A 12,525-nucleotide genomic window follows, 5' to 3' on the forward strand; every position below is an offset into this window, starting at 1 on the left:
TCAATATTAAATTTTTTGACTAGCGAAAGGTGGTCTATTTGGTATGCCCTCTAATCTGGTTAAGTGCTCTTTTATTCTTTTTCAACCTTTTTCCCCTTCCTCTATAATATAATTATTCTCTTTTTGCTTTAAACTTTCGAACATCACATTGGATTCTTTTCATATTTTTCGACCAATCCTTCACCATTAGTTAACTATCCATTCCAACGTATTCCGATCTATTATATCAGTTTTAATACCAATTATAGTTGATAATTTTGAAGAACTTATGAAGATGATAAACAAAGAAGTAGATTTAAAACCTTCCGTCAACAATACTACTTCGGACTGTTGTACGGATTTCAAACCAGATTCGGGGATTTGATCAATAACTCTTGCACCATTTCCTTCAACTCTATATAATAAATTGGAGCTTCTTAGCATTTCTTGCGCCTGCCGGATATCTATATTGGTAACATTACGAACATCCACATTGACTGCCATTAGCTCCTGTTCTGTATGTGTTGGCTCCACGTTCATATAGTTCATAATATTATTGATAATATTTCTTACAACATGCTCAAATTACATAATAATCGAAATAAGAAACGATGAGTCGCTGAAGGTTACATGAATTAACGTTCTTCCTTGTTGAAAATACCGCCAAAACCAGAAAATAGTATACGTTTAGCAATTCGGAAGATAATAAATATGAATATAATTATAAATTCAATATATAAAGAGAGGTGTTTACTTTGATAAACCAAATTATTTATACCACAAGAATTGATGCAGCTAATGACCCGGTTGATTATTCAATCACCCTGTCCCAATTTGTCTATCATGCGACAAAACCGGGAAACAGGCCTAATTCCGTCATACTTGCTGATAAGGTAGAAAATGAATTAAAACGGTTATCACCCTATATCACCTTTTTTAATACACTTGAGGATTTCATTGCAAAATGGAGTGGATTATAACTTTGGCTAAAGTTAAAAATAAAAAGTGCTAAGTTATCCTGTAACCAGCACCTTTTATCATATCTAAATAATTGATATTATCCATAGTCTAAAGCTCAAAATATTAGCGCCTTAATAGTATGGCTTTTTTTCGGTTGTACTCTTCTTCATTAATTTCGCCTCTTGCAAATCTTTCATTAAGAATTGCTAATGAATTATCATATTCTCTTTCGTTTCTTACATTACTGTTACCAGATAGTTTAATAACTGCATATACAATAACTCCAATTAAAATTAGTGGTATAAGCATTCCAAACCAACCTCCCATCATACCATAGCCCCATCCCATCATAATAATCTCTCCTTTCCTTATTCTTCATCATGTGAAATGATTTCTTCTAACTGACCGTGCCAATCATGGTACCAAACATCTCCAGTATAATAATTTACGCTTAACATTCCAACCGGTTTATCGCTTTTATTAACATGAAATGTGTAGTAGCCATAGAATTCATGTCCCTCATTTGATATCGCAAAATCTTTTCCTATATCCCTTTTTATATAATCATCAGCAATTTTTACTGCTTCATCTCTTTCTATTTGCTTTGAAATATTGTTGCCTCGATAATACCCATTGCTGTTATTCCACCTTGGATCTCTCATCATGCCGTATCCTCTTCCGCCATGCATTCCATATTTTTCGTTCCACATCATATTTGGACCATATTCCGGATAGATATCCCCCGTATAAGGATTTACTAATAACTCAATTGCACCTTTGCCTGTATCTTTCTCTTCTATTGAAACATAATAATCGGTATCTTTAAATATAAATATATCTGATATCTCTATGCTATCCCCATAACCTCGAATATAGTTTTCAACGGAATTTCTAATCTGATCAACTGACATTTTTTCTTTATTTCCATAATTCTGACGATTATTATATGGATCAAACCATCTATTCATCATTCCTCTCCTATAATAATCCGGCCCATACCGACCAAAATTTATATTTCTTGAAAAAGTGTATCCCCATGCGCAGTATCCGATCAGAAGCAACAATGAAGCAATTAAAACTATTGACCAAAGTACTTTATCCCTACGCACATTCTCACCTACCTTATCAGATGTTAGTTTACCCTTAACATTAAAATATTACAGAAAACTTTTTCACTCTAAAATTGCTATTAAATTCTTTTCTATATACCATTATAGGGAGTATCTATTAAAAAACTTACCAATCTCTGTCGCTTCCACCGCCTCCGGAAGAGCCACCTCCACCATAGAAACCTCCCCCGCCAAAGCCACCATCTCCTGAACCTCCTCGTCTGCCTCCTATAAGCGCATTCCAAAGAAGCATCTCGATAATAAAGCCTGTTATGCTGCCTCGGTTAAATATTAAGTCCAATATGACAAACGCAGCCAAAAAAATGATAATAGCTTTGCTTCCTTTTGGTGTACTACGGTAGCCTTGCGGCTGACTCATTTGTACACCGGTTAAGGTTACATCGTATTCAGCGGCAACTTCATTCGCTAGAGTAATAAAAGTATTTTTAATTCCTGTATCATAATTACTTTCTTTTACAAAGGGTAAAAGATGTTCATCTTGAATCCGACCTGTTTTTCCATCAGGCAACCGCCCTTCCAGCCCTCTTCCTACCTCTATTCTTGATTTTCTTTCATTAGGTGCAACTATCAATAATACACCATTATCTTTTTCCTTTTGTCCAATCTTCCACGCATTAAATAATTCATACGCATAATCATCAATTGCCATATCTTCCAGTGATTGTGGAATTACTACTACTATTTGAGCACCTGTCTTTTCCTCCAGCTCCCTTGCAGTATTTTCAATTTCACGCTGAACTTCACCGCTTGTCACTCCTGCAAAGTCATTAAAAAAATAACCCGTTGGTGACGGGATTACCGGCTGCGCATTTGCTATAGTAAAAATACTGAAGATTAGCAGTATGGCAACCAATAATGAAGCACTAAGCTTTTTCACGGTATCTCATCCTTCCTTTGGTACAGATTAGAATTGCACCTTAGGTACAGCCTTACTACCCTCTTCAGCTTCAAAGTATTCTCTTGACTCAAATCTGAATATACCCGCAATGATATTTGTCGGGAATCTCTTCACTCTCGTATTGTAAACCTGTACTGCATCATTATACTCCTGTCTTGCCCGTGCGATTTTATTCTCAGTGCCAGCCAGCTCATCTTGAAGCTGTCTGAAGTTTGCATCGGATTTTAAAGTAGGATAAGCTTCACTAATCGCCAGCAACCTGCTTAAAGCATTAGACAATTCATTATTCGCATTAGCAGTTTCATTTACTCCTTTCGCCCCAATAAGTTTGGACCTTGCTTCTGCGATGGATTCAAATATTTCTTTTTCCTGAGCCGCAAAACCTTTGACAGTTTCTACAAGATTAGGAATTAAGTCGGCTCGTCGCTGTAAATTATTCTCTACCTGACTCCATTTTCCGTCAATTGCCTCATTCTCTGTAATTAGAGCGTTGTATGAACCTATCACGGTCGAACCGCTTATTATTAGAATCAGGACAATAACTCCTAATACAATCCAAATTGGTTTAAACAAATTCATTTGCTAACACACCCCACTTAGTAATTTAGTTGTTTGATAAAGTCACCAGTATATCTTTATAATGCTTAAAACTAATCACAATTAGCGGATACCGAAAAGATATTTTACTAATCGCATATGTTTAATAGGAATTATACTGTGTAATCTTGAAGAACTTGTGAAGAAAATATAAAAAATACTTTTATTTATCAAAAAATTCAGGCGGGATAAAATACCGCCTGAATCAAGTCACATTTTATAATTCGTTATTGTAAGAATTCATCATTCCGCCGGAACCACCCATCATTCCATTATTGAACTGAGATCTAAAGCTTTGGTTGCCGGGGCCATTTCCAGGACCTGCTGCTCCTCCGCAGTGATCTTCAAAACCATTCTCTTCATGGTATTTTTCCATTGCATCAAAGTGCTCATTCCATTGTTCCGCTTCTTCCTCAGTGATTTCACCTTTTTCTACAGATTTCTCTACCCATTTTCTGTGGAAATCAAACATGGACTCGAAAAACTTTGATGTTTTTGAATCTTCCGGCGCTGCAGCTAATGCTGTTGGAATAGCTATAGCTGTGATAAGTACCAAAGATGTTACAAATACTGCAATTTTCTTCTTCATAATTGAAGACCTCCTCAAAAAATAAGTTGCAATTGTTAGTTGCTTTTATACTTTAATTATAACTACCAATTATGAAGAACTAATGTAGACATTATGAAGAAGTTATGGAGATTTAGGAAAAGTTATCATTGCTTTAGTTCCTTTATCTACTTCGCTTTCTACTTTCACAGACCCTTTATGTGCCTCTATCAAGGCTTTGGTAATGGTTAAACCTATTCCTGTTCCGCCTGTCTCTCTGCTGCGTGATGCATCACCTCTATAGAATCTCTCAAAGATATGAGTCAGATCTTCTTTAGAAATACCTACTCCTGTATCTTCAATCAAAATATTAATCCAGTTTTTTAATTCCGTTAACCTAACTATAATCTGTCCTCCCTCGTTGGTATACTTATACGCATTGGATAACAAATTGATAAAGATCTGATTCAGTCGGTCCGCATCTCCCATGATTTCGATATCGCACTGAATATATTTTTTGATTTTAATATCTTTGCTTATTAATAAAGGCTCAAAATTGTCTACAACATTGTTTAAAATTGAAGATATCTTAATCGGCTGCAAATCCAGCTTGATTTCTTCACTTTCAATTCTGGACAAATCAGACAAATCCTTTATAAGCTTGGTCAATCGTGTGATTTCATCATGTATACCTGATAATTTTTCTTGTGTCGGTTCCCACACCCCGTCCATAAATGCCTCTATATGGCTTTGTAACGTCGCCAATGGCGTTCTTAGTTCATGTGAAATATCTGTTGTAAGCCTTTTCCGCAGCGCATCCTGATATTCCAGTTTTTCTGCTAGTTCTTTGATGGATATGGATAAATCATGTAATTCAAAAGTACCTGTATTTACATCATACAGTTGTGAATACTTTTCATCCTCAATCAACTTGGCATTTTCTTTAATTGAATAAATAGGTTGCAAGAATTTTTTGGATACATGCAAACTTAAAATACCGGCAAGTACAACCGAAAAGATAAAGGCAGCAATGTAAACTCCATTAATGGTATATACAAAACCTCTATCCTGTGTGGTCACTAAAATGCTTTGGGGCCTCCCCACCGATACAATGCCTACCTGCTGTTCTTTATAACCAAGAGGATAATCTTTATATACTACATTTGTTTTAGAGTATGCTCTTTGATCAAACATTCCACCCATCATTCCATGCATCATGATGTCTGATTTCCCGCTTTCCCATACTACTTCACTGTCATTGGTCTTAAGCTTTATATCTATTGCTTCACTATAGGAGTAGTGTAATATATTCATTAGAGACCGATCATCTAAAATTCCTCATACAACCGCTCAATATACTGTACCAGCTTCTGATCATCTTGGAGTCTGGATGCCTTTACATAGTTTGTAAAGAAATAATTCATGCTGATATTAGAAACTACGGTAATAAAAAGTACCGATATAAATGCAATAGAAATAAAATATTTTCTTAATTGACTGTTAATATTAATCATGGCTATTTCCTACAAACTTATATCCAACACCATATACCGTAACAATATATTTAGGATCTTTCATATCATCTTCAATCTTCTGCCGGATATTTTTTACATGTGTATCAATGGTCCGGTCATATCCTTCAAAATCATATCCCAGTGCAATACTGATTAACTGGCTCCGTGAAAATGTTCTTTGAGGATTTTGTGCTAAAGCCACTAAAACATTGTATTCATTAGGTGTTAGATATATCGTTTCTCCTTTCTTTTTCACCTCATGCTTTGGCAAGTCAATTTCCAAATCACTGTTATTAAAGGATAAAATATCTGCGACTACTACATTCCCTTTTGTTCTTCTTAATATCGCTCTGACTCTTCCTACCAATTCTCTAGGACTAAAGGGCTTTGTTAGATAATCATCTGCACCGATATATAAACCGTTAATTTTATCCTCCTCACCACTCTTGGCAGTAAGCATCAGTATAGGAACATCCGACTCTGTTCGAAGTATCTTACATATCTCCTCGCCTGATAAATCAGGAAGCATTAAGTCCAATATCACAAAATCCGGCTTAATTTCTCTGAATAATTCAATGGCCTTTCTTCCTCTATCAGCAGTATATACTTCATATCCCTCCACTGCCAAATAGTCTTTAACAACCGCCAACAATTTTACCTCATCATCTACAACCAAGACTTTTTCACTCATCATTCCTACCTCCTATATGCGTGATACTATTTCATTATATCTGCTTACCACCGTATAGTTTTTAGATTGCAAAAAAACTGACTTAAAGTCAGCCCGCTCCTTATATTGTTCTTCTATTTTCACTACTGCCTACCCCACATGGGAGGGGGTGCGTTTTCATTATATCATACTAATCCGATGTGTCAAGTTTATGTTAGATATTATTTTTTTCGTTCAATTTAGTATTAATAACAGTAATTTTCTTTACTATATCAAGCATAAGATCAGTAACTTGAATCTTTGAAAAACCAGCTTTTAGAATATTATCCACTGTCCTCCTATTAATATTGGCACCATATGTGCCAACTACTAGCGGATTAAATATATCCATTAATAACCCTAAGATCTCTTTATCACTTCTGACATGCTCTAACATGACAATTTTTCCGTTATTTTTGCATACTCTTCTGATTTCTCTTAATCCTCTAACCGGATCAGGTACGGAACAAAACACACAAGAGGTGAAAACAGCGTCAAAGGTATTATCCTCGAAGTCCATATTTTGAGCATCCATTTGTATTAATTCAACTTTTTTACTCAATTTGCCAGCTTTTTCCCTAGCTTTATCCAACATCTTACTGCTAAAATCAATTGCTGTTATATTGCTATCGTGCGGATAGTACTCAATGTTTTTTCCGGTTCCTACCCCTACTTCTAATATCTTTCCCGATAACTCTTGGATAATTTCTTCCCGCCACTGTTTCATTTTTCCACTATCCATTAACTTCTCCATGAAATCATATATTCCAGACACACGGTCGTAACGTTTCCGAATTTTCTCTGTCAATACATCCATTTTTATCCCTCCTCCTCATTATCTTTACTTCTATTATCTTTATCATATCGCTTAATTATGAAGATGTTATGTAAAAAATGTGAAGATCTTGTGAAAATACTATAAAAAGCCCTCGATTACCAAGGGCTTTCATCTTACTTTCTGTTATTTAATTTACATAGAATGAATTTTATTGACTTGGCATCATCTTTTTTATCTCCTGCTGCAGCTGCGTTATCTGCTGCATCTTTCCATCCCGCATTTGCGCAATCATCTGCCGTATCTCCGGATTCTGTATTTCCATCATATATTTATTGTACATGGATTGGTTCACCATCTCTGTGTGTAACATGTCATTTAATCTGTCTATTCATCAATGGCCTGTTTTTATCTGTTTTGTTTTATTGGTTTTCTTGAAGCCTGAGTTCACTTACTAGCCCGTTTAATTGTTCTGCCGACTCATTTAGGACTGAAGCAGTAGTACTTAATCCTTCAATTATATCCGTTTGGATAGATATACTTGCTGCCACTTCCTGCATCGCTGCTGTTAATGATAATTTCCCACTTGCTTGTGCAAGCTTATTAATATTATACGCCTCAAGGCTAGCCTCCCGTGCATCGGATGCGGAAGCTTGTGAAGCCTGTGCAATCTCTGATATATTGGCAGCAATGTTGTTGATTGAAGTACTTATTTTTTGAGTATCCTTCGCTACTCTACCCATGTGGGTATTGATCATAGAAATACCGCCAGCAGTTTTCACACTTCCCTCATTCAGTTGCTCTGAACCCTGTAATACAATAGAGGAATTCTTTTTTATATATAAGACTATATTCTCCATGCTATCCATAAACTTGTTAAAGGATTGTGCCATTTTTGCTAATTCATCTTTTGATTTAACATTGATTCGCCTTGTCAGATCACCCTGACCTTTCTCTAAGTCTTTAGATATTTCAAGGAAATTATTTATAGGCTTGGTAATACTGCTAGCAAGCATAATGGCTATAAGGAGTGCTATAATTATTATTATAACTGCCAAAGCAATGCCTGTGTTCTGGTTCATTGACATATGCATCTGTATGGTCATTAAATCTTCATCCATAGCAGTTTCCGTTTTCTGCTGAATTTCATCAACCTTTATATATATACTGTCAACCATTTCATCAAATTCAGCCATCATTTTGTTTCCTTCTTTATGGCCAATTTTTATGTACATATTCACCATTTCTTTGCCATAACCATACAACTTATCAATCTGAATATTTAATTGCTCCAATTCAGATTGATATTCCGGATTAAGGCTTGCAAACTCCTTGGAATTCTTTTTATAGAGAGCAAAATACTCTTCAGCCTCTTTTAAATGTGCAGTATTCTTTGATGCACAGCTTGCTGGTAAAAGCCAGGACAGGAAGTGAAAAAAGGACAGGTTATCGCCAAAGTTGGAAGTACAGGATGGTCTACCGGCCCTCATGCTCATTTTGAAATACTGGTAAAAGGTAAGCCTGTTGACCCTATGTTTTATTTCCGCTAAATAGTACAACACTTCTCAGTGTTGCTGATGATTAACTTCAAATAAGCTTGCTAGAAAGCAATTCATCAAAGCATTGCCATTATCTAAACACTTGTTATATGCAAAACAGCTAATAGCTGTGCAGCTATTAGCTGTTTTGTATCTTTTATACCCCTGACATCCTTCTGCATTCATTAGCACAAGTACGGCAAACATCTGCACATTTTTGACAGTGATCATCTTTAAACATGTCACATTCTGTTGCGCATTTATCACAAATGGTTGCACAAAGCTTGCAAAGATCTTTTGCATATTGTGCATCCATCGCCATGTATGCGGATGAAAGTTCACAAATCTTAGCACATTCCAGAAGTATGCTAATGCAGGCTTTTCTTGCAGCTGCATCAGGCTCATTCAAACATGCCTTTAGACATTCAAAACACGCTTGAAAACATTTGTTACATGCATCTATACATACCTGGTACTTGTCGGTTGTGTTAGTTACTACTCCCATTTACAACATCCTTTCTTTATTATACTTTTTAATCGCTTACAAAACACAGTATCTCCAGAACCTTTAATTTTATGTTCAAAACATAATACATTTTCCTATAAGCTTCATATACTTCTTGATTTATAATTATTAGAACATTTTGTAACAAGCATTTATGCACTTATATAAGAGCTAGGAAATAGTACTTGACGCTGAAAAATCAATAAAGGTAACAACTTCTTATTTGAATTAATATATTATACTATTCATGAATTGCAGTAGAAGGATTGATATGCATCCCACACACGGGATCCTTTACCATATCTACAGTCTGAGCGTCTGCACCCCTGTGATTTGTAGAATGCGAATCTCCACAGCCTCCTCCATGGCTTCCATGAGCACCTCCCCCATGTCTTTGACCGGAGTGTCCTCCACAGCAGCCGCCATTACGGAACATCATAAACATCATTACTCCTACAAAAAGAAGATATAATCCATTTTCCTGCAAAAAGTCCATCTCTATCAGCCTCTCTTTATTTTATATTTCAATTACCCTAACATTTACTAAACAACTGCTTAGACTGCGTTATCCCTCTTAAAAACACTAAAGAAATCGGCAATATCACGTAATGTTATTCTCTTATTAGGAATAAATGCCGGTACTTGCTCTTTATACTCAAGGTACTCCTGTCCAAATGCCTCTATCATTATTTTTTCTTCTTTCTTTGACAGCCTTTTGTACATTATTAACAGTATAGGTGCCATTATAATCGTAATGATTGTCGGCCATTGCACAAGAAATCCAATGATTGTAAGTGTAAAGCCGGAGTATTGCGGGTGCCGGACAAACTTATATATTCCTGAAGTAACCAACCGGCCATTTCCTGCATGGATGCCTTTCCATCCTATGGATATAATAATAAGTCCTGTAAATATTAATACATTGCTTAATGGATGTAATATAGAATACACCCACATTGAACCTCCTGCTAATGCGACCCACAAATGTCCGTTTAAATGTGTAAAGGGATCAAGTACCGGATATTTGTTCCCTAAAATAGAAGTTAAAATATATATGGTCAGTGGATAGCCAAACATTTCACTGAAAAGTGCCACCATAAAAGCCGTAAATGCTCCGAGTGTCCTCCAATCTCTTCTGGTAGCCGGCTTAAAAGCAGCAAGTGTAAACAGTCCAAAAAAGATAATATTAAATGCAACCGCTCCCCATAATCCATAAGCATATTTATCTAAGAAATGCAAAAATATCGCCTCCATTCATATTTTTATTTCGTATGCAGCATATCATTAACTTACTATACTTTCAGAGCAGCCATTTTTTCTTTCATAATTTCCACTATTCGTTTATCTAATGCCTGACTTAGCTGAATAACTTGAAAATCTGCAAGTTCTTTATGCTCTATTAATTCTTCAAGCTCGTTTCTTAAAGAAATCAGCATCTCATCCTGGAGTTTGCTTTTGAATACATTCATAATAAATCCCTCGCTTTATCAAGATTGTACAGTATAGAAGATAATCATTGAAACAGCAACTAATACAAGAAAAATGAAAACATCTTTGGCTATGTTTACCTTACTTTCTGTTGTGATTATTGAATCATTTGATGTTGACACTGATGCATTTTTCTTTAGAAAATGCATGACTACTAACGTACCAATGATAAATAGTAAACTTAACAAGTGCGATATGGAAAACCATCCGATCACCGATGGATTAATCCTGAATAATTCTACAATTCCTCTGTTTATAGAGAATAGAATCACATACCATAGGAATATTTGACCATCATATTTTACACTTTTCCTCATTCTCCACAATATAAAAAATACTAGGTAGTCTAGAACAAACTCATACATCTGCGCCGGATGCAGCAACTGTCCTTGATACTCTATTCCCCATGATAATGGAGTAGTCATCACTTTACCGAATACATCACACCCGACTCTGCCAATACCCTGACCTAATATCACTGCCGGAGCGATTGCGTCTGCATACCTGAAAAAGTTAAGCTTATGCTTTTTGATATAAAGAAAGGAGACGATAAAGGCAGCCAATAGTCCTCCATGAATAGATAAGCCACCCTCATTGATTTTTATAACTTCTATAGGATTTTTGATATAGTAACCAAAGTTATAGAAAACAATATAAAATACTCTAGCCCCTACAATCCCGGCAATAACTGAATATAATACGATGTCAAACAGCTTATCAACATTTAAACCTTTCCTCTTTGCCTCTATATACGCCACGTATATTCCAGCCAGCATTCCTACAGCAATCATGAGTCCAAAAAAATGCACTGGAAATCCAAATACATAAAATAATACTTTCATGGTGTTCCCCTTTCTACATCCCTATAGGTATTTTTATAGGCATTATCTTATATAGTAATTGCACTATTAGCGTAAATTTGCTAAATAGCATCAGTATTCCAAACATTAATAATATTGCACCTACAACAAAAGAAACGGATTTTTGATATTTTGATATTTTCTGCAGAATCTTTATCGATCTGTTTAAAGTAAGTCCTACAATGAGATAAGGTATTGCCAATCCCATCGAGAATGAAAACATGATAAACATCCCGTTGTATGCCGATCCCGTATTGCCTGCAAAAATCAGCATGGAGTATAAAAGAGGGCCAATACAATGGGAGCAGGCGATCGCGAAAAATATTCCTACTAATAAAGTAGTTAAATATCTTGCACGTGTACTCAATCTACTGGCATCAAATATTTTCTCTAATTTCCGGCTTCTCAGTGATATCCAGTCGAAGAAACCCAACATCTTGAGAGATAAAAATATCACCGTAATTCCGCCTAATATATTAAATATCCTGATATTTTTATTTAAGAATTTTGCTGCCTGCCCGGCTGTTCCGCCTGCAATAGTAAAAACAAGTGTAAAGGCTGCGATAAATAACAACGTATTTATAAAAATATGCATCTGCATACTTATTCTTTTATTGCCATCGGTAAGCTCACTTATTGGCCTACCGGTAATAAGACTAAAGTATACCGTAATCATTGGAACAATACACGGAGAAAGAAAAGAAACCATCCCGGCAATAAAAGCAATGAAAGCAATTGGTAGCTCCATAGTCAGTACCTCATTCTAATGTAAGTTCATTATTTTTTTGCCCCTCCACTATTGCCATTCTTGTTCAATTCGCAGCAATCAAGCTTCTGACCTTGGAAGTTGTCACCGTTTGCTTTTGCAATCTTTTCAATCAGTTTTTCAAACCATTTAAACATATAAACATCATTCCTTTCTTTTATCACTAAAAATCAACATTAATTCCCACTAATCTTATTGTAATACTCAAATATGAAGAACTTGTGAAGATATTGCGAAGATTTTTTATATTAAACTACTT

The 12,525-nt window shown here is 35.5% G+C and carries 20 protein-coding genes and 1 pseudogene; 2 read left to right on the forward strand and 19 right to left on the reverse strand.

The annotated features are described in order from the left end of the window. Positions 1-186: 186 nt before the first annotated feature. Positions 187-483 (reverse strand): PASTA domain-containing protein, encoded by a 297-nt coding sequence (locus QKW49_RS05255; protein WP_282866506.1) that lies wholly within the window; start codon positions 481-483, stop codon positions 187-189. Between the two features lie 251 nt (positions 484-734). On the opposite strand from QKW49_RS05255, the gene QKW49_RS05260 reads away from it, so the two are divergent. Beyond that, positions 735-959 (forward strand): hypothetical protein, encoded by a 225-nt coding sequence (locus tag QKW49_RS05260; protein WP_282866507.1) that lies wholly within the window; start codon positions 735-737, stop codon positions 957-959. Positions 960-1,062: 103 nt separating this feature from the next. On the opposite strand, the gene QKW49_RS05265 is transcribed toward QKW49_RS05260, so the two are convergent. The 11 genes from QKW49_RS05265 to QKW49_RS05315 all read right to left on the reverse strand — a co-directional run bounded on the left by QKW49_RS05265 (position 1,063) and on the right by QKW49_RS05315 (position 8,353). Then, complete coding sequence (locus tag QKW49_RS05265) at positions 1,063-1,290, reverse strand: SHOCT domain-containing protein (RefSeq protein ID WP_282866508.1); 228 nt, start codon at positions 1,288-1,290, stop codon at positions 1,063-1,065. 17 nt (positions 1,291-1,307) lie between these two features. Further along, complete coding sequence (locus QKW49_RS05270) at positions 1,308-1,907, reverse strand: hypothetical protein (protein WP_282866509.1); 600 nt, start codon at positions 1,905-1,907, stop codon at positions 1,308-1,310. A 268-nt stretch (positions 1,908-2,175) separates the two neighbouring features. After that, positions 2,176-2,946, reverse strand: a complete 771-nt coding sequence (locus QKW49_RS05275; protein ID WP_282866510.1) for a TPM domain-containing protein — start codon at positions 2,944-2,946, stop codon at positions 2,176-2,178. A 27-nt stretch (positions 2,947-2,973) separates the two neighbouring features. Next, positions 2,974-3,546 carry a LemA family protein gene (locus QKW49_RS05280; RefSeq protein ID WP_282866511.1) on the reverse strand — a complete coding sequence of 191 codons (573 nt, stop codon included), beginning with the start codon at positions 3,544-3,546 and terminating at the stop codon, positions 2,974-2,976. Between the two features lie 235 nt (positions 3,547-3,781). Beyond that, positions 3,782-4,153: a DUF2680 domain-containing protein gene (locus tag QKW49_RS05285; RefSeq protein ID WP_282866512.1), complete on the reverse strand. Its 372-nt coding sequence runs from the start codon at positions 4,151-4,153 to the stop codon at positions 3,782-3,784. 102 nt (positions 4,154-4,255) lie between these two features. After that, positions 4,256-5,425: a HAMP domain-containing sensor histidine kinase gene (locus QKW49_RS05290; RefSeq protein WP_282866513.1), complete on the reverse strand. Its 1,170-nt coding sequence runs from the start codon at positions 5,423-5,425 to the stop codon at positions 4,256-4,258. A gap of 14 nt (positions 5,426-5,439) precedes the next feature. Further along, a complete protein-coding gene (locus QKW49_RS05295) occupies positions 5,440-5,625 on the reverse strand; it encodes a hypothetical protein (protein ID WP_282866514.1) in 186 nt (61 codons plus the stop codon). Then, complete coding sequence (locus QKW49_RS05300; RefSeq protein WP_282868067.1) at positions 5,618-6,316, reverse strand: response regulator transcription factor; 699 nt, start codon at positions 6,314-6,316, stop codon at positions 5,618-5,620. Before QKW49_RS05300 ends, QKW49_RS05295 begins: the two co-directional genes overlap by 8 nt. A 193-nt stretch (positions 6,317-6,509) precedes the next feature. After that, positions 6,510-7,151, reverse strand: coding sequence for a methyltransferase domain-containing protein (locus QKW49_RS05305; protein ID WP_282866515.1), 642 nt, complete (start codon positions 7,149-7,151; stop codon positions 6,510-6,512). A 169-nt stretch (positions 7,152-7,320) separates the two neighbouring features. Beyond that, positions 7,321-7,452 (reverse strand): hypothetical protein, encoded by a 132-nt coding sequence (locus QKW49_RS05310; protein ID WP_282866516.1) that lies wholly within the window; start codon positions 7,450-7,452, stop codon positions 7,321-7,323. Positions 7,453-7,531: 79 nt separating this feature from the next. Then, on the reverse strand, positions 7,532-8,353 hold the full coding sequence (locus QKW49_RS05315) for a methyl-accepting chemotaxis protein (protein WP_349239124.1): 822 nt from the start codon (positions 8,351-8,353) through the stop codon (positions 7,532-7,534). A gap of 177 nt (positions 8,354-8,530) precedes the next feature. On the opposite strand from QKW49_RS05315, the pseudogene QKW49_RS05320 reads away from it, so the two are divergent. Next, positions 8,531-8,659, forward strand: a pseudogene (locus QKW49_RS05320) (M23 family metallopeptidase); the annotation flags it as partial. A gap of 145 nt (positions 8,660-8,804) precedes the next feature. Here QKW49_RS05320 and QKW49_RS05325 read toward each other — a convergent pair. The 7 genes from QKW49_RS05325 to QKW49_RS05355 form a co-directional block, all read right to left on the reverse strand. Then, a complete protein-coding gene (locus tag QKW49_RS05325; protein WP_282866517.1) occupies positions 8,805-9,152 on the reverse strand; it encodes a four-helix bundle copper-binding protein in 348 nt (115 codons plus the stop codon). Positions 9,153-9,393: 241 nt separating this feature from the next. Further along, positions 9,394-9,648 carry a hypothetical protein gene (locus tag QKW49_RS05330; protein ID WP_282866518.1) on the reverse strand — a complete coding sequence of 85 codons (255 nt, stop codon included), beginning with the start codon at positions 9,646-9,648 and terminating at the stop codon, positions 9,394-9,396. A gap of 59 nt (positions 9,649-9,707) precedes the next feature. Continuing rightward, complete coding sequence (locus QKW49_RS05335) at positions 9,708-10,391, reverse strand: isoprenylcysteine carboxylmethyltransferase family protein (protein WP_282866519.1); 684 nt, start codon at positions 10,389-10,391, stop codon at positions 9,708-9,710. A gap of 53 nt (positions 10,392-10,444) precedes the next feature. Continuing rightward, positions 10,445-10,621, reverse strand: a complete 177-nt coding sequence (locus QKW49_RS05340; RefSeq protein WP_282866520.1) for an aspartyl-phosphate phosphatase Spo0E family protein — start codon at positions 10,619-10,621, stop codon at positions 10,445-10,447. A gap of 18 nt (positions 10,622-10,639) precedes the next feature. Beyond that, complete coding sequence (gene lgt / locus QKW49_RS05345; protein WP_282866521.1) at positions 10,640-11,482, reverse strand: prolipoprotein diacylglyceryl transferase; 843 nt, start codon at positions 11,480-11,482, stop codon at positions 10,640-10,642. Positions 11,483-11,495: 13 nt separating this feature from the next. Next, positions 11,496-12,248 carry a cytochrome c biogenesis protein CcdA gene (locus QKW49_RS05350; RefSeq protein WP_282866522.1) on the reverse strand — a complete coding sequence of 251 codons (753 nt, stop codon included), beginning with the start codon at positions 12,246-12,248 and terminating at the stop codon, positions 11,496-11,498. Positions 12,249-12,277: 29 nt separating this feature from the next. Then, positions 12,278-12,403 (reverse strand): LDCC motif putative metal-binding protein, encoded by a 126-nt coding sequence (locus tag QKW49_RS05355; protein WP_282866523.1) that lies wholly within the window; start codon positions 12,401-12,403, stop codon positions 12,278-12,280. Positions 12,404-12,525 lie beyond the last annotated feature (122 nt).

This window comes from Petroclostridium sp. X23 (genome assembly GCF_030013905.1).
Taxonomy (GTDB): Bacteria; Bacillota; Clostridia; order SK-Y3; family SK-Y3; genus X23.